The 25,514-nt window shown below is 33.1% G+C and carries 21 protein-coding genes and 4 tRNA genes; 5 read left to right on the forward strand and 20 right to left on the reverse strand.

The window, feature by feature from the left end; genetic code table 11:
- Positions 1–33: 33 nt before the first annotated feature.
- Positions 34–1,902 (reverse strand): DUF4139 domain-containing protein, encoded by a 1,869-nt coding sequence (locus FHG05_RS08630; protein ID WP_140997612.1) that lies wholly within the window; start codon positions 1,900–1,902, stop codon positions 34–36.
- A 98-nt stretch (positions 1,903–2,000) separates the two neighbouring features.
- On the opposite strand from FHG05_RS08630, the gene gap reads away from it, so the two are divergent.
- Together gap and FHG05_RS08640 are read left to right on the forward strand one after the other, a co-directional pair.
- On the forward strand, positions 2,001–3,002 hold the full coding sequence (gene gap, locus FHG05_RS08635; RefSeq protein ID WP_140997613.1) for a type I glyceraldehyde-3-phosphate dehydrogenase: 1,002 nt from the start codon (positions 2,001–2,003) through the stop codon (positions 3,000–3,002).
- Between the two features lie 107 nt (positions 3,003–3,109).
- Positions 3,110–5,314 carry an ATP-binding protein gene (locus FHG05_RS08640; protein WP_140997614.1) on the forward strand — a complete coding sequence of 735 codons (2,205 nt, stop codon included), beginning with the start codon at positions 3,110–3,112 and terminating at the stop codon, positions 5,312–5,314.
- Here the strand turns inward: FHG05_RS08640 and FHG05_RS08645 are convergent.
- Both FHG05_RS08645 and lpxK read right to left on the reverse strand, forming a co-directional pair.
- Positions 5,298–6,110, reverse strand: coding sequence for a purine-nucleoside phosphorylase (locus tag FHG05_RS08645; RefSeq protein ID WP_140997615.1), 813 nt, complete (start codon positions 6,108–6,110; stop codon positions 5,298–5,300). The genes FHG05_RS08640 and FHG05_RS08645 overlap by 17 nt on opposite strands.
- The gene (gene lpxK / locus FHG05_RS08650) at positions 6,082–7,092 is read right to left on the reverse strand and encodes a tetraacyldisaccharide 4'-kinase (protein WP_140997616.1); all 1,011 of its coding nucleotides are present in this window, start codon (positions 7,090–7,092) and stop codon (positions 6,082–6,084) included. Before lpxK ends, FHG05_RS08645 begins: the two co-directional genes overlap by 29 nt.
- A 45-nt stretch (positions 7,093–7,137) precedes the next feature.
- Here lpxK and FHG05_RS08655 point away from each other — a divergent pair, with 45 nt between their 5' ends.
- From FHG05_RS08655 to rluF, 3 genes are all read left to right on the forward strand, one after another.
- Complete coding sequence (locus FHG05_RS08655) at positions 7,138–8,232, forward strand: Nif3-like dinuclear metal center hexameric protein (protein WP_140997617.1); 1,095 nt, start codon at positions 7,138–7,140, stop codon at positions 8,230–8,232.
- A 1-nt stretch (position 8,233) separates the two neighbouring features.
- Positions 8,234–9,013, forward strand: coding sequence for a zinc ribbon domain-containing protein (locus FHG05_RS08660; RefSeq protein ID WP_140997618.1), 780 nt, complete (start codon positions 8,234–8,236; stop codon positions 9,011–9,013).
- 288 nt (positions 9,014–9,301) lie between these two features.
- Positions 9,302–10,093, forward strand: coding sequence for a 23S rRNA pseudouridine(2604) synthase RluF (gene rluF, locus FHG05_RS08665; RefSeq protein ID WP_140997619.1), 792 nt, complete (start codon positions 9,302–9,304; stop codon positions 10,091–10,093).
- 4 nt (positions 10,094–10,097) lie between these two features.
- Here the strand turns inward: rluF and FHG05_RS08670 are convergent, their stop codons facing one another.
- The 17 genes from FHG05_RS08670 to FHG05_RS08750 all read right to left on the reverse strand — a co-directional run bounded on the left by FHG05_RS08670 (position 10,098) and on the right by FHG05_RS08750 (position 25,455).
- On the reverse strand, positions 10,098–10,589 hold the full coding sequence (locus tag FHG05_RS08670; RefSeq protein WP_140997620.1) for a GNAT family N-acetyltransferase: 492 nt from the start codon (positions 10,587–10,589) through the stop codon (positions 10,098–10,100).
- A 76-nt stretch (positions 10,590–10,665) separates the two neighbouring features.
- Positions 10,666–10,974, reverse strand: a complete 309-nt coding sequence (locus tag FHG05_RS08675) for a DUF3467 domain-containing protein (RefSeq protein ID WP_140997621.1) — start codon at positions 10,972–10,974, stop codon at positions 10,666–10,668.
- A gap of 78 nt (positions 10,975–11,052) precedes the next feature.
- Positions 11,053–15,351: a DNA-directed RNA polymerase subunit beta' gene (gene rpoC / locus FHG05_RS08680; protein WP_140997622.1), complete on the reverse strand. Its 4,299-nt coding sequence runs from the start codon at positions 15,349–15,351 to the stop codon at positions 11,053–11,055.
- A gap of 125 nt (positions 15,352–15,476) precedes the next feature.
- Positions 15,477–19,289, reverse strand: coding sequence for a DNA-directed RNA polymerase subunit beta (rpoB, locus tag FHG05_RS08685; RefSeq protein WP_140997623.1), 3,813 nt, complete (start codon positions 19,287–19,289; stop codon positions 15,477–15,479).
- A gap of 251 nt (positions 19,290–19,540) precedes the next feature.
- A complete protein-coding gene (rplL, locus tag FHG05_RS08690; protein ID WP_140997624.1) occupies positions 19,541–19,912 on the reverse strand; it encodes a 50S ribosomal protein L7/L12 in 372 nt (123 codons plus the stop codon).
- 57 nt (positions 19,913–19,969) lie between these two features.
- Positions 19,970–20,467 (reverse strand): 50S ribosomal protein L10, encoded by a 498-nt coding sequence (rplJ, locus tag FHG05_RS08695; RefSeq protein WP_140997625.1) that lies wholly within the window; start codon positions 20,465–20,467, stop codon positions 19,970–19,972.
- Between the two features lie 23 nt (positions 20,468–20,490).
- Entirely contained in the window at positions 20,491–21,180 is a 690-nt protein-coding gene (rplA, locus tag FHG05_RS08700) for a 50S ribosomal protein L1 (RefSeq protein WP_140997626.1), read from the reverse strand.
- Between the two features lie 19 nt (positions 21,181–21,199).
- Positions 21,200–21,637, reverse strand: a complete 438-nt coding sequence (gene rplK / locus FHG05_RS08705; protein WP_140997627.1) for a 50S ribosomal protein L11 — start codon at positions 21,635–21,637, stop codon at positions 21,200–21,202.
- 64 nt (positions 21,638–21,701) lie between these two features.
- A complete protein-coding gene (gene nusG, locus FHG05_RS08710; protein ID WP_140997628.1) occupies positions 21,702–22,253 on the reverse strand; it encodes a transcription termination/antitermination protein NusG in 552 nt (183 codons plus the stop codon).
- 4 nt (positions 22,254–22,257) lie between these two features.
- The gene (secE, locus tag FHG05_RS08715; protein WP_140997629.1) at positions 22,258–22,452 is read right to left on the reverse strand and encodes a preprotein translocase subunit SecE; all 195 of its coding nucleotides are present in this window, start codon (positions 22,450–22,452) and stop codon (positions 22,258–22,260) included.
- Between the two features lie 16 nt (positions 22,453–22,468).
- Positions 22,469–22,540 (reverse strand) — tRNA-Trp (locus FHG05_RS08720).
- 56 nt (positions 22,541–22,596) lie between these two features.
- Positions 22,597–23,784, reverse strand: a complete 1,188-nt coding sequence (gene tuf / locus FHG05_RS08725; RefSeq protein WP_140997630.1) for an elongation factor Tu — start codon at positions 23,782–23,784, stop codon at positions 22,597–22,599.
- Between the two features lie 58 nt (positions 23,785–23,842).
- Positions 23,843–23,914, reverse strand: a tRNA-Thr gene (locus FHG05_RS08730).
- A 26-nt stretch (positions 23,915–23,940) separates the two neighbouring features.
- Positions 23,941–24,021 (reverse strand) — tRNA-Tyr (locus FHG05_RS08735).
- 35 nt (positions 24,022–24,056) lie between these two features.
- A tRNA-Thr gene (locus tag FHG05_RS08740) sits at positions 24,057–24,130 on the reverse strand.
- 91 nt (positions 24,131–24,221) lie between these two features.
- On the reverse strand, positions 24,222–24,524 hold the full coding sequence (gene hpf / locus FHG05_RS08745; RefSeq protein WP_140997631.1) for a ribosome hibernation-promoting factor, HPF/YfiA family: 303 nt from the start codon (positions 24,522–24,524) through the stop codon (positions 24,222–24,224).
- A gap of 34 nt (positions 24,525–24,558) precedes the next feature.
- Positions 24,559–25,455, reverse strand: a complete 897-nt coding sequence (locus FHG05_RS08750; protein WP_140997632.1) for a tyrosine-type recombinase/integrase — start codon at positions 25,453–25,455, stop codon at positions 24,559–24,561.
- Positions 25,456–25,514: the final 59 nt, after the last annotated feature.

Consider the following 25,514-nt stretch of genomic DNA (forward strand, 5'->3'; position numbering starts at 1 on the left):
CTTAATTCGAAGGCTTTTTTATTTATAAAATCTTTAATCCAAAATTAGTGAAGCGTTTTTAGGACTCTTTACTTTATACTTTATGGTAAGTTTCTTTTCATTCTTAGAAGGTATCGCTACTTTCCAAGTAATAATTTTTGTTTCCTCAGCTAAAGTTCCTTCTTTGTATTCTTCTTCTTGAACGGTAATTTCTTTAGTATTACTTATTGGTAATTGATCCATCACAACAATTTCAATAGGATATGGTTTATTATTTTTAATTGAAATTTCAAATGCTCTACTTTCTGTTTTATAGCTACTTAAAAATTGTTTCGCCTTAAATTCTTTCAATTGTTTTCTCGCAATACTAATTCCTTTGTCTTTTCCTAAAGAAACCTCTAAAGTATCAGACGCATTTTGTAAGTCAAGCAAAGACTTTCCTAAATAAGCACCTTCAAAAAATAAATTTAATTCACCATCAAACAAATTTAAATCTTGCCAATCGGTTATTTTGGCAGTTAAATAAGCACTTGCGTCTAATTTTGGTATACTCAAATATTGATACTTTGCTGGCAAATTAAAAGTTTTTATTTCAGCTGTATATACTTTTCCATCACTTAAAACGGTATATGGATCTTTAATTTCATAAGAAATAGTAGTTGGTTGATAAGCCACTGTTGTTTCCATCGGAATACTATAATCTTCTTCTTCCTTATATTTTTTTCTTGATTTTCTAGAAGAATAACCCATAACGACAACCTCTTCTAATGCGACTTTTGACTGTTCTAAAACCACATTAACAACATTACTATTTGCAGGAACTATCTTTTCTTCCATTCCTACATAAGTAAAAACTAATTCACTATTTACACTTGGCACTTTCAACGTATAATTCCCATTAAAATCGGTAGTTGTACCTATTGAAGTTCCTCTCACAACCACATTAGCACCAGCCAAAGGGCCTATATAATCTGAAACGGTTCCAGAAATCGTGTTCCCAACTAATTGTCCAAAAGTTTGTACGGTACTTTGTATTCTTCTTTGATTTAAACCCAAATACCAAGGAGTAATCGTAGGTGCAACACCACTTTCTGTAGGGTTTCCACTAGAAATAGACATATTTACATCTTTCCAATCTTCGCCAGAAGACTGAAAAATATTGGCTTTAAGCAATAAATTTATAGGACTGTTTACATCTTCAACCCTTAAATCATAATTGGAATACCAGCCTGCATCTAATACATAATAATCAATATCGAAAGAAGCATTTGCAACTGCATTTGTTGCAGATACAGTTACTACAATGTCACTTGTTGCATTTTCATCAGATTGATTTAAGGCCTTTAATTGTTTATCCAATTTAACTAAGGTCGTATCAATACCCATTATTTTTTGCTCAATTTCGGTTTTTTGCTTCACTAAATCAATCAAACGTTGTCTATGAAATTCAACTGCTTCTCTTAAATCAGTAGTTTTTAATCCCGAATTAGTCCCGCCAACAACTTGGTTTTTAGATAAAATCCCTTCTTCATTTTTTAGAATTGAAAGAATGTTAGTTTCGGTAGTTTTTTTTAACTCCCATTCTCTTTTTTCGCTTTCTAATTTGCTTATTTCTGCTCTATGCTGTTGTGTATTTAGAAAATTATTTTGATGAATTACAGATAATATTGTAAAACGTCCTTTTCCTTTTACTTGCAGACTTTGTTTGTCTATTTTAGGTGAAATTCCTTGAAAAACAAGTTCGGTTTTACCAGAATCAAAAGTTGCATTTGCAGTTCTACTTACTTGAGCACCTTGAGAAAAAACAATAACTTTTTCTATTTTAGAGTTTACTTTTTTTGTTTTGGTTTGTGAAAACATTGCCATTGTTGCCAATAAAAAACAAACTAAAACGTACTTTTTCTTACTTTGGTTATTCATCATTATTACTGTAAATTAAGTTGGAAAGAACATTAAATTAAATCGTAATGCTCATCAACAAATATAATAAATTACTTACTTTTGTAGTCTAATTTTCCCCCATGAAAAAAACAAAAATTGCAATTAATGGTTTCGGAAGAATTGGCAGAAATGTTTTCCGATTACTATTAAACCATCCTAATATAGAAGTCGTTGCTATTAACGACATTGCCGACAATAAAACAATGAGTCATTTGATTAAATATGACAGTATTCATGGCGTTTTACAAGAGAAAGTAGGTTATAATGAAAAAGCTATTCTTATCAATGAAAAAGAATATTTATTTTTTCACGAGAAAGAGATTAAAAATTTAGATTGGAAATCTTTAGACATCGATTTTGTTATTGAATCTACAGGTAAATTTAAAACTTGGGATACTCTTTACCCTCATATTTTGGCAGGAGCTCAAAAAGTAATTTTATCCGTTCCACCAGAAGATGATTCCATAAAAACGGTTGTTTTAGGCGTAAATGAAAGTATTTTAGATCATTTTGAACAAATTGTATCCAATGCTAGCTGTACCACTAATAATGCTGCACCCATGATAAAAGTGCTTCAAGAACTTTGTGAAATTGAACAAGCTTATATTACCACTGTACATTCTTACACCACAGACCAAAGTTTGCACGACCAACCTCATAAAGATCTAAGAAGAGCAAGAGGTGCTTCGCAATCTATTGTACCTACTACTACTGGTGCTGCAAAAGCGCTTACTAAAATTTTTCCAGAATTAGATGGTAAAATTGGTGGTTGTGGCATTCGTGTTCCCGTTCCAGATGGTTCTTTAACAGACATCACTGTTAATGTTAAAAAAGAAGTAACTATTGAGGAAATTAACGCTGCATTTAAAAAAGCATCGGAAACACATTTAAAAGGCATTCTAGATTACACAGAAGATCCAATCGTTTCAGTTGATATCATTGGCAACCGAAATTCTTGCTTATTTGACGCCCAACTAACATCAGTTATTGATAAAATGGTAAAAATTGTGGGTTGGTATGACAATGAAATAGGATATTCGTCAAGATTAATCAATCTTATAGAATATATGACTAAAAAATAATCTTTTAACACCCATATATTCTGTTCAAAAAAATAGTATTCCACAGAAAAAAAACATATTTTTGTTACAAACTGTTAGACCAAAGTTTACTTTAAAATCGGATTTTAATGAAAAGCTTCTTATTTGCTTTTTTCTTATTTTGTACTTTTAGTAATGCGCAATCCCTTCTAAAAGAAACAACTCAAATAAATGATAGTGTAGATTATTATCTAGAGATTGCATCGTTTAATAAAGAAGACAAACATTCTTTTAATAAAGCTATCGTTTACACAGAAAAAGCAATTGATTATGCTAAAAAACAAAAACTAGACGACAAGCTTCCAGAGTGTTATCTTATTCTAGGAAATATCTACTATGATTTAGAAAAAACAGATACCGCTATTGAAAATTATATCCGAAGTATTAACCTTTACAAAGTTCAAGAACCCACTTCTGATTTAGCATTAGCCTATTATAGTTTAGGAAAGTGTTATCTCGAAAAAAACAAAGTAGAATTATCAGAAGTCTATTTTAAAAAAGCAAGTGAGATTTACGAAAAGTTGAACTTTAAAGATGCGATTCAATTGATTAATATTCAAAAAGGAATTATACAAAAAAATAAAAAGAATTATAACAAAGCGATTTCGATTTTTTCATCTATTATCAATTCAATTAATAATGATGCTTTTATAAATACTAAAGTGGAAGCTTATTATCAAATTGGAGAAATTGAACTTATCAATAACCGTTACGACCAAGCTATTGAAAACTTTGACTGGGCATTAGAACTGAACGAAAATAACTCTAAAAATGTTCAGTTACAAAAGAAAATTTTAAAACAATTAAGTCTAACCCATAAATACAAAAAAGATTTTCCAAAATCCCAAGCCTATTTAGAAGAATATGTTGACATTGTAGATTCTTTAGGCAATTACTACAATCATTCGTTAACCGAAAATACTTTTGATAAAATTCAGTTTGACAAACAATTAAAAACCATAGAACAATTAGACAAGGATAAAAAAATTCAACAACGTTCTTTGCGTTTTAATAAACTCATTAGTATTCTGAGTATCGCTTTAATATCTATTTTGTCGTTACTAAGTTTGTCTTTATACAAAAACAATAAAATTAGAATTAGTACCAATAAACTTCTAAAAGAAAAAAATAAGGAGCTAACTATTGAAAAAAACAAAGCAGAAAGAGCCAGCAAAGCAAGAGCAGAATTCTTAGCAACGGTTAGCCATGAATTAAGAACTCCTTTAAATGCTATTAATGGGATTACGTATTTACTATTAAACGAAAAACCTAAAGCTACGCAATTAAATTATCTAAAATCCTTAGAGTTTTCAGGAAAATACCTCCTTACATTTATTAATGATATTTTAGAAATTAACCGTTTAGAATCGGATAAAGTTTTAGTAGAAAAAATCAATTTTAACCTAGTCGAATTGATTGATAATATTAAAATATCCTTTAACGAATTTATCGAAGAAAACAATATTAATTTCCATCTTGAGGTAGACAAAAGTTTCAATCCAAATATCATTGGTGATCCTACCAAAATTTCACAGATCATCATCAATTTAGTAAATAACGCCATTAAATTTAGTAAAAATGGAGATGTTTGGCTTTCCATCCATAAGAAAAGTGAATCGAACAACAAAATCACACTTTCTTTTGAAGTAAAAGACAATGGAATTGGAATACCAAAAGACAAACAAGCCACTATCTTTGAAAGCTTCAGTCAAGGTTCCGTTGAAGTAAATCGAACGTATGGAGGAACTGGTTTAGGATTGTCTATTGTTAAAAAAATTGTAGAAATATTAGGTAGTGAAATCCATTTAGATAGCGATACCAACAGAGGTACTACTTTAACTTTTGATCTGAGCTTTAAAAAAGGAAAAGAAGAAAAGAAAGACAAAGAAGAAAGCATTTCTAAAGAAAAACTGGATTCTGGAAAACAGAAAAAAATTCTTTTGGTAGAAGACAATAAAATCAACCAAATGATTACCCAAAAAATGTTAGAACAAAAAGGCATTCCTTCTCATACAATTGACAATGGTGAAGAAGCCATTGAGCATCTAAAAGAAAACGACTATGATTTAGTCTTGATGGATGTACATTTACCAGGAATAAATGGTACTGAAGCAACCTTAGAAATCAGAAAATTTAATCCTACCATACCTATTATAGCGCTTACCGCCATTTCATTGAATGAAAACAGAGAAATGTTGTTGTCCTATGGTATGGACGAAGTAATCATGAAACCATTCGTTCCTGAAGAATTTTACGAAATCTTATTCCGTTTTTTAACTAAAACTGAAGAATAAAACTTTTAATTAGATTTCTAACATGCGGTTCTGCCTTTTTTGCAGCTTCTAATACTTCTTCATGGTTCACTTCTTCGATATTTTCTTCATTACCCATATCGGTAATCACTGAAATCCCTAAACAATCCATATTCATGTGTTTGGCCACAATAACCTCAGGAACTGTAGACATACCTACACAATCTGCTCCCATATTTTGAACCATTTTATATTCCGCTAAAGTTTCAAACGTAGGCCCTTGCAATGCTAAATAAACGCCTTCTTGAACTTCAACTTGCATGGTCGTTGCAATTGCCTTTAATTTAGCCAACATTGCTTTAGAATAGGGTTCACTCATATTTACAAAACGGGGTCCAAAACGTTCCTCATTATGTCCTCTCAAAGGATGTTCTGGCATCATATTAATATGATCTTTTATCAGCATAATATCTCCCACTTTAAAAGTAGGATTTACACCTCCAGAAGCATTGGAAACAATTAACTTTTCAATTCCCAATTGTTTCATTACACGAATGGGAAAAGTCACTTGCTTCATATCATAGCCTTCATAATAGTGAAAACGTCCTTGCATGGCCAAGACTTTTTTATCACCAATTAAACCAAACAACAAGGCACCCTTATGTCCTTGTACCGTGGAAATCGGGAAATTCGGTATTTCTGTATACGAAATAGTATGTAAAATTTGAATGTCATCTGCAAAACCACCTAAACCCGAACCTAAAACAATTCCATATTCTGGTTTAAAATTAGTTTTCTCAATGAGGTAATTAACTGTTTCTTGAATTTTTTCCCACATAATTTAAAATTTTAGAATTAAATCCTAAGGCATCGTTTATTATTTTGCTTTGGATAGGTAAATAATACAATTGATGTGCTGGTAGTTTACCTTTCAAACGCACATAATCTTTTTCAGTTGTTACTATTTTTCTATCTTGGGCCATTTTCAAAATTTTCTGAATATCCTCTTCTGTAAAATTATGATGATCTGGAAAAGTCATAACTGTATCCTTTTCCTTTTTTAAATGCTCGAAAAACAATTCCGGTTTTGCAATACCTGCCAAAAGTAAGATACTTTCCTCAAACGCTTTTACCTCAATTTGATCTCTTTCACCATACAAATAATCATCATATACAATCGTACTAAAATACACTGGTATATCTTTCGCTATTAATTGTTGCCTTATTTTTACCTGCGCAATTTCCGATAAATCTTCAGGACATTTGGTGACAATTATCAGGTTTGCTCTTTTTTTGCCCATTTCGGGTTCTCTTAAGTTTCCAAAAGGCAAAATATAATCATCACTAAACAAGTCGTTATAAGCGGTTAATAAAATATAGAAACCTGCTTTTACTTTTCGATGTTGAAACGCATCGTCTAATAAAATTACATCTGGATTATGCGTTAGTAATTGACTAATTCCATTTCTCCGGTCGGCATCAACAGCTACTAAAACATCAGGAAATTTTGAAAAAAATTGAAAAGGTTCGTCTCCTATTTCTTTTGCGGAAACGGATTCATCTGCTAAAATATAACCTTTAGATTCCCTTTTATAACCTCTACTTAAAGTGGCAATTTTATAATCGCGCAACAATCGGATTAAATATTCAATTTGAGGAGTTTTACCAGTTCCGCCAACACTTAAATTACCAACACCTATTACAGGTACTGCATAAGACTGGCTTTTAAAAATCCCTAAATCGTAAAAAATATTTCGAATAAATGTAATAATCCAGTATACAATTGCAAGAGGAAATAATACTTTTCTTAAAAAAATCATAGTACGAAAGTAGCATTTTTTTATCTTTGAAATAAATATTTGTACATGAAACTTTTTGAAATAATTGCAACTCTTGAAGAACTAGCTCCGTTAGCGTATGCAGAAGATTTTGACAACGTTGGTTTATTAGTTGGAAATCAAAATACAGAAATTAATGGTATTTTAGTGTGTCATGATGCATTAGAAGCAGTTATTGATGAAGCTATTTCAAAAAAGTGCAATTTAGTGGTGTGCTTCCATCCTATTTTATTTTCAGGTTTAAAGAAAATCACAGGCAAAAATTATGTCGAAAGAGCTGTAATTAAAGCCATCAAAAATGACATTGCTATTTATGCTATTCATACCGCTTTAGACAATCACCAATTAGGCGTCAATAAAATTTTTAGTAATGCGTTGGGTTTAGAAAACACAAAGATTTTAATTCCCAAAGAAAATTTCATCAAAAAATTAGTCACCTATACCATTCCTGAAAATGCCATTGCACTGCGAAATGCATTATTTGAGGCTGGAGCAGGAAAAATAGGCAATTATGAAGATTGTAGTTTTAACAGTCAGGGCACTGGAACCTATCTTGGCAATGAAAACAGCAACCCTGAAATTGGGGAACGATTTGAGTTCGTTGAAAGTACCGAAATTAAAATTGAAGTTACCTTTGAAAAACACTTAGAATCGAAAATTCTAGCCGCTTTATTTAAAAATCATGTTTACGAAGAAGTTGCTTATGAGATATATGGTTTAACCAATAAACATCAAAATATTGGTTTAGGTATGATTGGAGAATTAAAAGAAGCGCAATCAGAAATAGATTTCTTACAACATGTAAAAGAAAAAATGCAATGTGGAGGCATTCGTCACAGTGCTTTTACGTATAAAAAAATAAAAAAAGTAGCTGTTTTAGGAGGTTCTGGTAGTTTTGCTATTAAAGCTGCCTTACAAGCTGGAGCAGATGCTTTTATCACTGCAGATTTGAAATACCATCAGTTTTATGAAGCGGAAGGAAAGCTCCTTTTAGCAGATATTGGTCATTTTGAGAGTGAAAGATACACAAAAAATTATATTGTTGATTATCTTAAAGAAAAAATCACTAATTTTGCAGTCGTTTTATCAGAAGAAAATACAAATCCTGTTCAATACTTTTAATATGGCAAACAAAAAAGAACTTAGCGTAGAAGATAAATTAAGAGCACTTTATGCTTTACAGCTAGTTGACTCAAAGATTGATGAAATACGTAATGTAAGAGGTGAACTTCCTCTTGAAGTGGAAGATTTAGAAGACGAAGTTGCCGGTCTAACTACTCGTTTAGATAAATTAAAATCAGATTTAGAAACTATTGATGTGCAAATTAAGGAGAAGAAAAATGCCATCGATGACCACAAAGCTAATATCAAGAAATATTTAGAGCAACAAAAGAATGTTCGTAATAATAGAGAATTCAACTCTTTAACAAAAGAAGTGGAATATCAAGAATTAGAAATTCAATTAGCAGAGAAGCACATTAAAGAGATGAAAGCTTCTATTGAACATAAAAAAGAAGTATTAGCGCAGTCTAAAGAAAAATTAGATGCGAAACAACAGCATTTGAAACATAAAAAATCGGAATTAAGCGATATTATGTCTGAGACTGAAAAAGAAGAAAACTTTTTACTAGAGAAATCTTCAGAATATCAATCTCAAATTGAAGAGCGTTTATTAAGCGCATACAACCGCATTAGAAATAGTGTTCGTAATGGTTTAGCAGTAGTTTCTATTGAAAGAGGTGCTTCTGCTGGTTCTTTCTTTACAATTCCACCACAAACTCAAATGGAGATTGCAGGTCGTAAAAAAATCATTACCGATGAGCACAGTGGTAGAATTTTAATTGACAATGTGCTAGCTGACGAAGTAAAAGAAGAAATGGAACAATTATTCTCAAAAATATAATTTCATTTTTCCCTTATAAATTACAACTCTCGAAATGTATTTTCGGGAGTTTTTTATTTTATCTTCTTAGAAGAAAACAATGTCTATTTTAGCCCCGATAGCAGCGACATCCTTTTTTATTTTAAAGACCTATATGTTTTTAAAAGCGAAGGAAAATAAAAAAGATATAGCGAATAGCGGGACAGTTTTCTGTAAAAGCAATGATGTAGTGCTTCAAATAACTAAAAATATACTTCTTACACCCGTTAATTTCTATCCTTTAACGGGTAAAAAACTTATCTTTGCTATATGGAAGAAGGAAATTTAATTCGCGTTAATAAGTTTTTATCAGAATCTGGTTTTTGTTCGCGTAGAGAAGCGGATCGACTCATTGAACAAGGTCGTGTAACGATTAACGGACAAGTTCCTGAAATGGGAACCAAAGTGGGTGTGAATGACGAAGTTCGAGTAAATGGACAATTGATTCAGGAGAAAAAAGAAGCTAAAATCTATTTAGCATTTAACAAACCTCCTGGAATTGAATGCACTACCAATTTAGAAGTAAAAGATAATATTATCGATTACATCAACTATCCAGAGCGTATTTTTCCAATTGGTCGTTTAGATAAAGCCAGTGAAGGTTTAATTTTCCTTACGAATGATGGAGATATTGTAAATAAGATTTTACGTGCTAGAAACAATCACGAAAAAGAATATATTGTAACAGTAAACAAACCAATAACAGAACGTTTTATTCAACGCATGAGTAATGGAATTCCTATTTTGGATACTATTACACGCAAATGTAAAGTAGAACAAGTGAGTAAAACCATTTTCAGAATTGTTTTGACCCAAGGATTGAATCGACAAATTCGTAGAATGTGTGACTACTTAGACTATGAAGTAGTTGCATTGAAACGCACCCGAATTATAAATATTGCTTTGGATGTTCCTGTTGGGAAATACCGTTTATTATCCGATACAGAAATTAAAGATTTGAATCAATTAATTGAGCCTTCTAGCAAGACCGAAGAAGCCAGCTTACCAAGTAACAAAAGTAAGTTTACAGGAAAAAGAAATTATAGAGACCGAAACAGGTAAAACATTAAAGAGCCAATTCCATTACATAATCGTCCATTACGTAATTACGACCTATATCGATAACTTCTTCTTTAACAATTTTTAAACCTAGTTTTTCATAAAAAAACTTCGCTTGATTGTATTTGTTTACGTTTAAGAAAATTGCTTTTTGGTTTGCTTTTAAAGCTTCTTCTTTTACCTTTTCAAACAATAATTTTCCTAAACCTAAACCTTGTGTTTCAGGTAATACATATATTTTATGAATTTTAGTTTTATCTGGTTCACAATTTAATTCGTAGGAAACAAATCCTAAATAATCGCCCGAGTTGTTTTGCACCAAGTAAAAAACATGCCCTTTTTCTAATTGTGCTGCTAAAGCTTCTTCAGAATAAAACATAGAAAGCATGTATTCTAACTGTTCTTGGCTTAAAATTTCAGCATAAGCAACAGGCCAAATGGCATAGGCTAAATCTTTCACGATTGATAGCTGATCTTTCTCAATTGCAACAATATTCATAAATATAGAAATTCGATTTTTAAAGTAAAAAATAAAACCATTTAGCTGGATTCGACCTAAATGGTTTTTTTATTATTTATGCTTGACCTGTTGGTCCAAAATTTAAAGGAACTTGAGTTTGTTCACCTTCTTCAATTTTGCCATGAGCCGCTTCAAAACGTTGAATGTTTTCAGCCATCGCTTTTAATAATCTTTTGGCATGCTGTGGTGTTAAAACAATACGCGATTTTACTTTTGCTTTGGGTACACCTGGCATAATTGCAATGAAATCGACCACAAATTCACTGTTAGAATGATTGATAATCGCTAGATTAGAATAAATTCCTTCTGCTGTTTTTTCATCTAACTCGATATTAATTTGACCTTGTTGGTTATTATTTTCCATAAATGCTAATTTAAAAAAACCTAACAGAAAAATCTGTTAGGTTTTTGGTTATACTTAGTCTTAATGAACCGCTACTTATTAATAATTAAATTCTTCTTTAGCAGCCATTAATTCATTATATTCTTCTTTAGAACCTACGATTGTATTATCGTATTCTCTCATACCTGTACCTGCAGGAATTCTATGACCTACAATTACATTTTCTTTCAAGCCTTCTAAGGTATCGATTTTACCAGCTACCGCTGCTTCATTTAACACTTTAGTCGTTTCTTGGAACGATGCCGCAGAGATAAATGATTTCGTTTGTAACGAAGCTCTTGTAATACCTTGAAGAACTGGAGTAGCCGTTGCTGTAATAATATCTCTAGCTACAACTAAGTTTTTATCTTCACGTTTTAATAAAGAGTTTTCATCACGTAACTGACGAGGAGTAATGATTTGACCTGCTTTAAGATTTTGAGAATCTCCAGCATCTTCAACCACTTTCATTCCGTATAATTTGTCATTCTCAACGATAAAGTCGCTTGTGTGAGCCAATTGATCTTCTAGGAATAAAGTATCCCCAGCATCTTCAATTCTTACTTTACGCATCATTTGACGAATAACTACCTCAAAGTGTTTGTCATTAATTTTTACCCCTTGTAAACGGTATACTTCTTGAATTTCATTTACCAAGTACTGTTGTACAGCAGATGGGCCTTTAATTCTTAAGATATCTTCTGGTGTAATTGCACCATCAGAAAGAGGCATTCCCGCTTTCACATAGTCATTCTCTTGAACTAAGATTTGGTTCGAAAGTTTTACTAAATATTTCTTTACTTCACCAAATTTAGATTCAATTGCAATCTCTCTGTTTCCTCTCTTAATTTTACCAAAAGTAACAACTCCGTCAATTTCAGAAACTACAGCTGGGTTAGAAGGATTACGCGCTTCTAAAAGCTCTGTAATTCTAGGTAAACCTCCTGTAATATCTCCTGCTTTAGAGGAACGACGAGGAATTTTTACTAAAATTTTACCCGCTTTAATTTTCTCTCCATCATCAACCATTAAGTGCGCCCCTACTGGTAAGTTGTATGAACGAATTAACTCACCATCTTTACCATAGATATGTAAAGTTGGGATTAATTTTTTATTACGAGATTCAGAAATTACTTTTTCTTGGAAACCTGTTTGCTCGTCAATTTCAACTACAAACGAATCCCCTTGTTTGATATCTTCATATTCTACTTTACCCGTAAATTCAGAAATAATAACTCCATTATATGGATCCCATTTACAGATTGTAGTTCCTTTTTCAACAGTTTCACCGTCTTTTACGAAAATACTAGAACCATAAGGAATATTATGAGTATTTAAAACGATACCAGTAGTTACATCTACTAATTTTAACTCTGTAGAACGAGAAATTACAATATCCACTGAATTTCCTTCAGCATCTTCTCCGATAACTGTTTTTAAATCTTCAATTTCTAAACGACCTGCAAATTTAGTTACAATACTTGACTCTTCAGACAAACCTCCAGCAACCCCTCCAACGTGGAACGTACGAAGTGTTAACTGTGTACCCGGCTCACCAATTGACTGTGCAGCAATAACCCCAACAGCTTCTCCTTTTTGAGTCATTTTACCAGTTGCTAAGTTTCTTCCGTAACATTTAGCGCAAATTCCTTTTTCAGCTTCACAAGTTAATGGAGAACGCACTTCAATTCTTTCTAAAGGAGAGTTCTCAATTTTCTTAACTAACGCTTCTGTAATTTGTTCACCAGCTGGAACTAATACTTCAGAAGTTAAAGGATTGATTACATCGTGTAAAGCTACACGACCTAAAATTCTTTCTCCTAAAGACTCAACAATTTCTTCATTTTTCTTTAATGCTGTAACCTCAATTCCTCTTAAAGTACCACAATCTACAGAGTTCACAATAACATCTTGAGATACGTCATGTAATCTTCTTGTTAAGTATCCTGCATCGGCAGTTTTAAGAGCGGTATCCGCAAGACCTTTACGAGCACCGTGAGTTGAGATAAAGTATTCTAAGATTGATAGTCCTTCTTTAAAGTTAGAAAGAATAGGATTTTCGATAATTTCACCACCTCCAGCAGTTGATTTTTTAGGCTTAGCCATCAAACCACGCATACCAGTTAACTGACGAATTTGCTCTTTAGAACCCCTCGCTCCAGAATCAAGCATCATATATACCGAGTTGAATCCTTGTTGGTCTTCTCTAATGTTTTTCATTGCTAATTCAGTTAACAATGCATTAGTAGATGTCCAAACGTCAATTACCTGATTATAACGCTCATTATTCGTAATAAGACCCATGTTATAATTCATTGTAATTGCTTCAACTTGTTCATTTGCATCTGCAATTAAATCTTGTTTCTTTTCAGGAATAATAATATCCCCTAAACTGAATGATAAACCACCTTGGAAAGCGAATTTATAACCCATATTTTTCATATCATCTAAGAAAGCAGCAGTTGTAGGTACATCTGTTACTCCTAAGATTTTACCAATGATATCACGTAAGGATTTTTTAGTCAAGACTTCATTAATATAACCAGCTTTTTCAGGAACTACCTCATTAAATAAAACTCTACCTGCAGTAGTTTGAATTATTTTATAAACTAATTCTCCATTTTCATTGAAATCTTTTGCTCTTACTTTTATGCGAGCATTTAAGTCTAATTTACCTTCGTTAATTGCGATATTTACCTCTTCAGCTGAATAAAAAGTTAAACCTTCTCCTTTGATTTTTAAATCTGGAGTAGATAAACGCTCTTTTGTCATATAATATAAACCAAGAACCATGTCCTGAGAAGGTACTGTAATAGGTGCTCCATTCGCAGGGTTCAAGATATTATGAGAAGCTAACATTAATAATTGTGCTTCTAAAATCGCTTCTGGTCCTAAAGGTAAGTGAACAGCCATCTGGTCACCATCGAAATCGGCATTAAATGCAGTACACGTTAATGGGTGTAACTGGATTGCTTTCCCTTCGATCAATTTTGGTTGGAAAGCCTGAATACCTAAACGGTGAAGCGTAGGAGCACGGTTCAATAGTACTGGATGTCCTTTGATTACATTTTCTAAGATATCCCATACTACTGGCTCTTTTTTATCAATAATTTTCTTAGCTGATTTTACAGTTTTAACAATACCTCTTTCAATTAATTTACGAATCACGAAAGGTTTGTATAATTCTGCAGCCATATCTTTTGGCAAACCACACTCATACATTTTCAATTCAGGTCCTACAACAATTACAGAACGAGCTGAATAATCCACACGTTTACCTAATAAGTTTTGACGGAAACGACCTTGTTTACCTTTTAAGGAATCCGATAATGATTTTAAAGGTCTGTTTGATTCTGTCTTAACAGCAGAAGCTTTTCTAGTATTATCAAATAACGAATCTACCGCTTCTTGAAGCATACGTTTTTCGTTACGTAAAATAACTTCTGGAGCTTTAATTTCAACTAATCTTTTCAAACGATTGTTACGGATGATTACTCTTCTGTATAAATCATTTAAATCTGAAGTTGCGAAACGACCTCCATCTAGTGGCACTAACGGACGTAATTCTGGTGGAATAACTGGAATTACTTTTAAGATCATCCATTCTGGAAGATTCTCTCTGTTTAAGTTAGCTTCACGGAAAGACTCAACGATATTTAAACGTTTTAAAGCCTCCGTTTTACGTTGTTTAGACGTCTCAGTGTTTGCTGCGTGACGCAATTCAAACGACAAAGAATCTAAATCAATTCTTGATAATAAATCCATAATACATTCAGCACCCATTTTAGCGATGAATTTATTTGGATCTGTATCATCTAAATATTGATTTTCCATTGGAAGGGTATCTAAAATATTCAAATACTCTTCTTCTGTTAAGAAATCTAATTTATTTAAAGTTTCACCTTCTGGCCCTTTAGCAATACCTGGTTGAATTACTACGTATCTTTCGTAGTAAATAATCATATCTAATTTCTTAGAAGGTAATCCTAAAATGTAACCAATTTTGTTTGGTAACGAACGGAAATACCAAATGTGAGCAATAGGCACAACTAAATTAATGTGACCTACTCTATCTCTACGAACTTTCTTTTCTGTTACTTCAACACCACAACGGTCACAAACAATCCCTTTATAACGGATTCTTTTATATTTTCCGCAGGCACATTCATAATCCTTTACTGGTCCGAAAATTCTTTCACAGAAAAGACCATCTCTTTCAGGTTTGTGCGTACGATAGTTAATAGTTTCTGGTTTTAAAACCTCACCTCTTGACTCTGCCAAAATAGATTCTGGTGAAGCCAATCCTATCGTAATTCTGTTAAATCTTTTAACGGTGTTTTTATCTTTTAATCTTGTCATGATCTGATTACTATCGATTTTTTGTAAAAAACTTTTTGTTCAGTGATACAGTCCCAATTAAGGGAAACAGTCTCAGTATTCAGTCGCAAAACTGATTACTGCGACTGAGACTGTTACTGCTTTATTTATTCTTCTAATCTGATGTCTAAACCAAGACCTTTCAATTCATGCATTAATACATTGAATGATTCAGGTAATCCTGGTTCTGGCATTGTTTCTCCTTTTACGATTGACTCGTAAGTTTTAGCTCTACCGATTACATCATCAGATTTAACCGTCAATATTTCTCTTAAAGTACTTGATGCTCCATATGCTTCAAGTGCCCAAACCTCCATTTCTCCAAAACGCTGACCTCCGAACTGAGCTTTACCTCCTAATGGTTGTTGCGTAATTAAAGAGTATGGACCAATAGAACGTGCGTGCATTTTATCATCTACCATGTGTCCTAATTTCAACATGTAAATTACACCCACTGTTGCTGGCTGATGGAAACGCTCTCCGGTACCACCATCATATAAATAGGTATGACCGAATCTTGGAATTCCAGCTTCATCAGTTAAAGCATTGATTTGATCTAAAGAAGCTCCGTCAAAAATAGGAGTAGCGAACTTTCTTCCTAAGTTCATTCCAGCCCATCCTAATACGGTTTCATAAATCTGACCAATGTTCATACGTGATGGTACCCCAAGTGGGTTCAATACGATATCAACTGGTGTTCCATCTTCTAAGAAAGGCATATCTTCATGACGTACAATTCTAGCAACAATACCTTTGTTACCGTGACGACCCGCCATTTTATCACCTACTTTTAACTTACGTTTTTTAGCGATGTATACTTTAGCTAATTTCAAAATTCCAGCTGGTAACTCATCTCCAACAGTGATTGTAAACTTCTCTCTTCTTAACCAACCTTGTAAGTCATTCAACTTAATTTTATAGTTATGAACTAAGTCATTTACCATCTTATTTGTTGCATCATCAGTCGTCCATTGTCCTTTAGTCAAATGAGCGAAATCATCAACTGATTGTAACATTTTCTTCGTGAATTTCTTACCCTTTGGTAATACTTCTTCACCTAAATCATTCATTACTCCTTGAGATGTTTTTCCATCAATGATAACAAATAATTTTTCGATTAACTTATCTTTTAAGTCATTGAATTTAACTTCAAACTCGATGTCAAGCTTATCGATATCTTCTTTATCTTTTGAACGTTTACGTTTATCTTTAACTGCTTTAGCAAATAACTTTTTGTCTAAAACAACACCATGTAATGATGGAGAAGCTTTTAACGAAGCGTCTTTTACATCACCTGCTTTATCACCAAAGATAGCACGTAATAATTTTTCTTCTGGTGTTGGATCAGATTCCCCTTTTGGAGTGATTTTCCCGATAAGAATATCACCAGGTTTTACTTCTGCACCAATACGAATCATTCCGTTTTCATCTAGGTCTTTAGTAGCTTCTTCAGAAACGTTTGGAATGTCATTTGTTAATTCTTCATTACCTAATTTCGTATCACGAACTTCTAACGAATAATCATCAATATGAATAGAAGTAAAAATATCATCACGAACAACTTTTTCAGAAATTACAATCGCATCCTCGAAGTTATAACCTTTCCAAGGCATGAAGGCTACTTTTAAGTTTCTACCTAAAGCTAACTCTCCATTTTGTGTTGCATATCCTTCACAAAGTACTTGTCCTTTAGCAACTTTATCTCCTTTTCTAACGATTGGTTTTAAGTTGATTGAAGTACTTTGGTTCGTTTTTCTAAATTTAATTAATTGGTATGTTTTTTCATCTTCTTCAAAACTTACCATTCTTTCTTCTTCCGTTCTATCGTACTTGATTGTAATTTTATTTGCGTCTACATAAGTAACGACACCATCACCTTCAGCATTAATAAGTACACGAGAATCAGACGCCACTTGTCTTTCTAAACCAGTACCCACGATTGGCGATTCTGGTCTTAACAAAGGAACAGCCTGACGCATCATGTTTGATCCCATCAAAGCACGGTTCGCGTCATCATGCTCTAAGAAAGGAATTAATGAAGCCGAGATGGAAGCAATTTGATTTGGTGCAACGTCTGTATAGTGAACTACATTTGGTTCAACAACTGGGAAGTCACCTTCTTCACGAGCAATAACTTTCTCAGCTGTAATTTTACCAGCATTATCCATTTCAATGTTTGCTTGCGCAATCATTTTTCCTTCTTCTTCTTCTGCACTTAAATAAATTGGTTCTGATTCTAAATCAACCACACCATCCGTAACTGGACGATAAGGAGTTTCAATGAATCCCATTCCGTTTACTTTAGCATACACTCCAAGAGAAGAAATCAAACCAATGTTTGGACCTTCAGGAGTTTCAATTGGACATAAACGTCCATAATGCGTATAGTGAACATCACGAACCTCGAAACCAGCTCTTTCTCTAGATAAACCACCAGGTCCAAGAGCAGATAAACGACGCTTGTGTGTAATCTCAGCTAAAGGATTCGTTTGATCCATAAATTGAGATAACTGATTGGTTCCAAAGAAAGAATTGATTACTGAAGATAATGTTTTTGCATTAATCAAATCTATTGGTGTAAACACCTCATTATCTCTAACATTCATTCTCTCTCTAATGGTTCTTGCCATACGAGCAAGTCCAACACCAAATTGTGAAGACAATTGTTCTCCAACTGTTCTTACACGTCTGTTAGATAAGTGATCAATATCATCAATCTCTGCTTTAGAGTTGATCAACTCAATCAAATATTTAACAATAGTTATGATATCCTCTTTGGTTAAGACTTGCTTCTCCATAGGAATATCTAACTGCAATTTTTTGTTCATTCTATAACGACCAACTTCACCTAAATTATAACGTTGATCAGAGAAGAATAATTTATCTATAATACCGCGAGCCGTTTCTTCATCAGGTGGTTCAGCGTTACGTAATTGTCTATAAATATGTTCAACAGCTTCTTTTTCAGAGTTTGTTGGGTCTTTTTGTAATGTATTGTGAATAATTGTATAATCAGCAGCATTATTGTCTTCTTTGTGTAAAAGAATCGCTTTAACATCTGCATCAATAATTTCTTCAACATTATCTTTATCTAAGATTGTATCACGATCTAAAATAATTTCATTTCTCTCAATTGATACAACTTCTCCAGTATCCTCATCTACGAAGTCTTCATGCCAAGTATTTAAAACACGTGCAGCAAGTTTTCTTCCAATATATTTTTTAATACCAGTTTTAGACACTTTAATTTCTTCAGCTAAATCAAAAATCTCTAAGATATCTTTATCTCTTTCAAATCCGATAGCTCTGAATAAAGTAGTTACAGGTAGTTTTTTCTTTCTATCAATGTAAGCGTACATTACACTATTGATATCTGTTGCAAATTCTATCCAAGATCCTTTAAAAGGAATAATTCTTGCAGAATATAATTTAGTTCCATTCGCATGGAAGGATTGTCCAAAGAAAACCCCTGGTGAACGATGTAATTGAGATACAACTACTCGCTCTGCTCCATTGATTACGAAAGTACCACTAGGCGTCATATAAGGTATGGTTCCCAAATAAACATCTTGTACAATTGTCTCAAAATCCTCATGCTCAGGATCTGTACAATATAATTTAAGCCTTGCTTTTAAAGGCACACTATATGTTAAACCTCTGTCAATACATTCTTCAATTGTATATCTTGGTGGGTCAATAAAGTAATCTAGAAACTCTAAAACGAATTGATTTCTCGTATCCGTGATTGGGAAATTTTCCATGAAGGTGTTATAAAGACCTTCGTTGCCTCTTTCATCAGATTTTGTTTCCAATTGGAAAAAATCCTTAAAAGATTTTACCTGAATATCCAAAAAATCTGGATAATTAGGTATGTTCTTTGTAGAAGCAAAATTTAATCTTTCAGTCTGATTAGTTATCATCTATGGACAAAATTTTGATTTAAAAAAAGTAATCTTTTTGTGTAAAACACTAATTTATTAATACTTCCTTTTTAAATAATCGATACATCTTTAAAAATAAACCAGGAAAGATAGTCTATTTTCTTTCTTCGTAAGGATTACATTTTTTTATTTTGTGAAAATTAAAAACTTAATTTTCTTATACGAAAAATGGTTTAGGCCTTTGAGATTAAATCTCAAGGCCTAAACCTGGTTTTTCACTTAAGTTTAACTTATTTAAGCTCAACTACAGCACCAGCTTCTTCTAAAGCTTTCTTAAGACCTTCAGCCTCATCTTTAGAAACTCCTTCTTTAACGTTAGCAGGAGCAGCATCTACCATATCTTTAGCTTCTTTAAGACCTAAACCAGTTAATTCTTTTACTGCTTTTACAACAGCTAATTTAGAAGCACCAGCATCTTTTAATACTACTGTAAATTCTGTTTGCTCAGCAGCAGCACCAGCACCGTCTCCTCCTCCAGAAACTACAACTGCAGCAGCAGCTGGCTCGATACCATACTCATCTTTTAATATTGTTGCTAGTTCATTAACTTCTTTAACAGTTAAATTAACTAATTGTTCTGCGAATTGTTTCAAATCTGCCATTTTTCTATCTTTTAAAATGTTTTGTAAAAATTATAATTTATTAAAGCGCGTTCTTTTTTATTCTGCCGAATCTTCTTTTCCTTCTTGGTTTTGAAGAGCAGCAATAACTCTTTGAGCTGGTGATTGTAATAAACCGATAATTTCACCGATAACTTCAGCTCTAGATTTAATAGAAGCTAATTTATCAAGGTTATCATCACCAATATAAATGTCCTCAGTAATGTAAGCCCCTTTTAAAATTGGCTTGCTACCTTTCTTACGAAATTCTTTGATAATTTTCGCAGGAGCATTAGCAACATCTGAAATCATTACAGAAGTATTTCCTTTTAAAACTGATGGTAAATCACCAAAATCAGTATCAGAAGCTTCCATAGCTTTTTCAAGCAATGTATTTTTAACCACCTCTAATTTGATACCAGCTTTAAAACAAGCTCTTCTTAAGTTTGAAGTAGAATCTGCATCTAGTCCTGAAGTATCTGCTAAATAAATAACATTTACTCCCGCTAACTTTGCAGTTAAATCTTCAATAGCGATTGATTTTTCTTCTCTAGTCATACTAAAAATTTTTAACTACCAAATTATACTGCCTTAGGATCTAAAGCAATAGCAGGACTCATTGTACTTGATAAGTGAATAGACTTAATATAAGTACCTTTAGCTGCAGTTGGTTTTAATTTGATTAATGTTTGAATAATTTCGTGAGCATTGTCATAGATTTTATCAGCATCGAAAGATACTTTACCTATTCCAGCGTGCACAATACCAGTTTTATCAACTTTAAAATCGATTTTACCAGCTTTAACTTCTTGAACAGCTTTAGCAACATCCATAGTTACTGTACCTGTTTTTGGGTTTGGCATTAAACCTCTTGGTCCTAATACACGACCTAAAGGTCCTAATTTACCCATTACAGCAGGCATTGTGATGATTACGTCAACATCTGTCCAACCGTCTTTAATTTTTTGAAGATAATCATCTAAACCTACGTGGTCAGCACCAGCAGCTTTAGCTTCTTCTTCTTTATCAGGTGTAACTAAAGCTAACACACGAACATCTTTTCCTGTTCCGTGAGGTAAAGTTACAACACCTCTTACCATTTGGTTCGCTTTTCTAGGATCAACTCCTAAACGAACAGCTATATCCACAGACTCATCAAATTTTGCAGAAGAAACTACTTTAATTAATGCAGCTGCATCTTTTAAAGTATATTGTTTGTTCTTTTCAATTTTTGAAGCAGCCTCTTTTTGCTTTTTTGTCAATTTTGCCATGTCTAATTCAATTTAACGATTAAAAAGGAGCGTTTCCTGATACTGTTATACCCATAGATCTAGCTGTTCCTGCAACCATACTCATTGCTTTTTCAATTGTAAAAGCATTAAGATCAGGCATTTTGTCTTCAGCGATAGTTCTGATTTGATCCCAAGTAACACTAGCTACTTTTTTACGATTCGGTTCACCTGAACCAGACTTAACTTTTGCTGCTTCTAAAATTTGAATTGCAGCAGGTGGCGTTTTTACAACAAAATCGAAAGACTTGTCTTTATACACAGTAATTTGTACTGGTAAAACTTTGCCAGGTTTATCTTGAGTTCTAGCATTAAATTGCTTACAAAACTCCATGATGTTAACCCCAGCAGCCCCCAAAGCAGGTCCAACCGGTGGCGATGGATTCGCAGCACCTCCCTTAACTTGTAGTTTAACTACTTTACTAACTTCTTTTGCCATTTTTAAAAAAATTTAGCACATCTATCAATTGGAAGCGATTGATGTGATTTATATATGTAACTGATTATACTTTTTCAACTTGCATAAAACTCAACTCTAATGGTGTTTTTCTTCCAAAAATTTTCACCATAACTTCAAGTTTACGCTTTTCTTCATTAACTTTTTCAATTGCTCCATTAAAACCATTAAATGGACCATCAATAACTTTAACCGTTTCTCCAACAGAAAAAGGAATAGATACATTATCCACTTTAACAGATAACTCATCCACTTTACCTAACATTCTATTCACCTCAGACATTCTTAATGGCACAGGCTCTCCTCCTTTAGTTTCACCTAAAAAACCGATTACTCCTGGAATAGATTTAATTATATGCGGAACTTCACCAGTAAGATTAGCTTCAATCATAATATACCCAGGAAAATAAACTTTTTCCTTAGCTATTTTTTTCCCGTCTCTTACTTGCACCACCTTTTCGGTTGGAACTAAAACTTGAGAAACATAGTCAGACATACCCAAACGTAGTGTTTCAGATTCAATATAAGCTTTCACTTTATTTTCCTGACCACTTACCGCTCTAACAACATACCATTTTTTTACATTATTATCCGCCATGATCTTATCTTAGCAAGTTATGAAAGCCCTCTAGAGCTTTAACAAACAATTGATCTACACCAAAAGTCAAAAGCGCAAAAATCACTGAAAACAAAGCAACAATAATAGTTAGACGTTGTACTTCAGCCCATTCAGGCCACGTTACGTTAGATTTCAATTCTTGAAATGCTTCTGAAATATAGTTAACAAATTTTGCCATTACTTTATATGATTTGCACGGGCGGAGGGATTCGAACCCCCATCAATGGTTTTGGAGACCACTATACTAGCCCTTGTACTACGCCCGTTTATTATAAGCCAGTTGAAAAATCAACTGGCTTTTATTTATTTTATAGACTTAAAATTAGTCTAAGATTTCAGTTACCTGACCAGCACCAACTGTTCTACCACCTTCACGAACTGCGAAACGTAATCCAACAGATAATGCAATAGCACTTAATAATTTAACTTCAATAGTTAAGTTATCACCTGGCATAACCATCTCTACACCAGCTGGTAAAGTAATAGTACCTGTAACGTCAGTTGTACGTACATAGAACTGAGGACGGTAATTATTATGGAATGGAGTGTGACGTCCACCTTCTTCTTTTTTCAAGATATAAACCTCTGCTTTAAAGTGAGCGTGCGGCTTAACAGATCCTGGTTTAACGATAACCATACCTCTTTTGATATCTTCTTTAGCAATACCTCTTAATAAGATACCTGCATTATCTCCAGCTTCACCTCTATCAAGGATTTGACGGAACATTTCAATACCAGTAATAGTTGAAGTTAATTTCTCAGCACCCATACCAACGATTTCTACTGGATCTCCAGTATTAGCAATACCAGTTTCGATACGACCTGTAGCAACAGTTCCACGACCAGTAATTGTAAATACATCCTCAACAGGCATTAAGAAAGGCTTATCAACATCACGAGCAGGTAATTCAATCCAGTTATCAACAGCTTCCATTAAAGCTAAAACTGTATCAACCCATTTTGGCTCACCATTTAAAGCTCCTAAAGCAGAACCTTGGATAACAGGACCATTATCACCATCATATTGATAGAAAGATAATAAATCTCTAATTTCCATTTCAACAAGCTCTAACAACTCAGCATCATCAACCATATCAACTTTGTTCATGAAAACAACCATTCTTGGCACACCTACTTGGCGACCTAAAAGGATGTGCTCACGAGTTTGTGGCATAGGACCATCTGTTGCAGCAACAACAAGAATAGCACCATCCATTTGCGCAGCACCTGTAACCATGTTCTTAACGTAATCCGCGTGACCTGGACAGTCAACGTGAGCGTAGTGACGGTTTGCAGTTGCATATTCAACGTGAGATGTATTAATTGTAATACCTCTTTCTTTTTCTTCTGGAGCGTTATCAATCTGATCGAATGATTTAGCTTCTGAAAAACCAGCATCAGCTAATACCTTAGTAATTGCAGCTGTTAAAGTAGTTTTTCCGTGGTCAACGTGTCCGATAGTACCAATGTTTAAGTGTGGTTTGGAACGATCAAAATTTCCTTTTGCCATGATTTAATAATTTAATCTTAGTTATATATTAGTGTTCAAAAATTATAAACATATCCAGAGCCAATGACGGGAATTGAACCCGTGACCTCTTCCTTACCAAGGAAGCACTCTACCCCTGAGCTACACCGGCTTGTTTGTCATCAACAGGTATGTTAGTGGGGAGAGCAGGATTCGAACCTGCGAAGGTTTCCCAGCAGATTTACAGTCTGCCCTCGTTGGCCGCTTGAGTATCTCCCCAGACCTTCTTTATTATCAGTTACTTATCTTTTTTGAGCCGATGGAGGGACTCGAACCCACGACCTGCTGATTACAAATCAGCTGCTCTAGCCAGCTGAGCTACACCGGCAACTATAATAAAAAAAGTCCGCTATTTCTAACGGACTGCAAATGTATAGAATTTATTTTTTATTCAAAACTTTTTTTAGCTTTTTTTTTATTTAAGCATGCGCTCTTATTTTTTCCTTATACTTTACTAATATTCTTTCCAGTGATTCTTCAGAAAGATCAACCGCTTCCTCAAAGGTTTTGCATGTTTTTTTTACTAAAAATTCCTCACCTGGAACATGTACTTTCACCTCTACTGTTTTATTTTCTTTATCACTTGTGTTTTCAAGTTTTAAATAAACTTCTGAAGAAATTACTTTATCAAAATACTTTTCTAATTTATCTAATCGCTCTTGAACAAAGTTGACTAGTTTTTTGTCAACATTAAAATTAACTGCCTGAACATTTACTTTCATACTTTTTAAAAATTACTTAGGTTAGACAAGTGAATTATTTTTGGTTTCTAGGATGCGCTTCTTGATACACTTTTTTTAACTCTGCGAGGCTACTATGAGTATATATTTGTGTTGACGACAAACTAGCATGACCTAACAATTCTTTAACTGAATTTAAATCGGCACCATTATTTAGCAAGTGAGTTGCGAAGGAGTGCCTAAGAACGTGAGGACTCTTTTTAACTTTAAGAGACACACTACTAAAGTAATCATTAATTAATCGATAGACAAATGATTCACTAACTTTATTTCCTGTTTTAGACAAAATTAACACATCTACAGAAGACGATGCTGCTTTCTCAGGTCTTAACTTAAGATATTCTTTTAGCAATTGCGCTGTACATTGCAACAAAGGAATAATTCTTTCTTTATTTCTTTTCCCTAAGACTTTTATGGTTTGGCTAGAGAAATCAATTTGTGTTATTTTTAAATTGATTAATTCTGCTCTTCGCATTCCAGTTGTATAAAAAAGTTCAATAATTAATTGATTCCTTACTCCTTCAAAATCATTTGTAAACTCATTTAATTCAAAAACATTTTGCATTTCTTTTTCCGAAAAAGGAATTTGAACTTTCTTAGGTGTTTTTAAAGATTTATGTTTTAACAGAGGACTAACCTCTATTTGTTTGATTTTAAGAAGAAATTTGTAAAACGATTTTAAGGAAGAAATTTTTCTATTGACGGATTGATTTGAAATATCATTTTCCACTAAAGAAACAATCCAGTTTCGAATCAAAGGATACACCACTTTTTCTAAGACAATTGAATCATGATGATTTTTTAGAAATTGTTGAAATGAAAGAACATCCGCCAAATACGCATTTACAGTAAGCACAGAATACTTCTTTTCTTTTTCTAGATAATCTCGATATGCTTGTACATTATTCACCATATAAAAAAACCGTTAGAAACAAAGTTACACTTTATTCACTAACGGTTTTATATTTTGAA

The organism is Flavobacterium profundi (genome assembly GCF_006491645.1).
In the GTDB taxonomy this organism is placed as follows: domain Bacteria; phylum Bacteroidota; class Bacteroidia; order Flavobacteriales; family Flavobacteriaceae; genus Flavobacterium; species Flavobacterium profundi.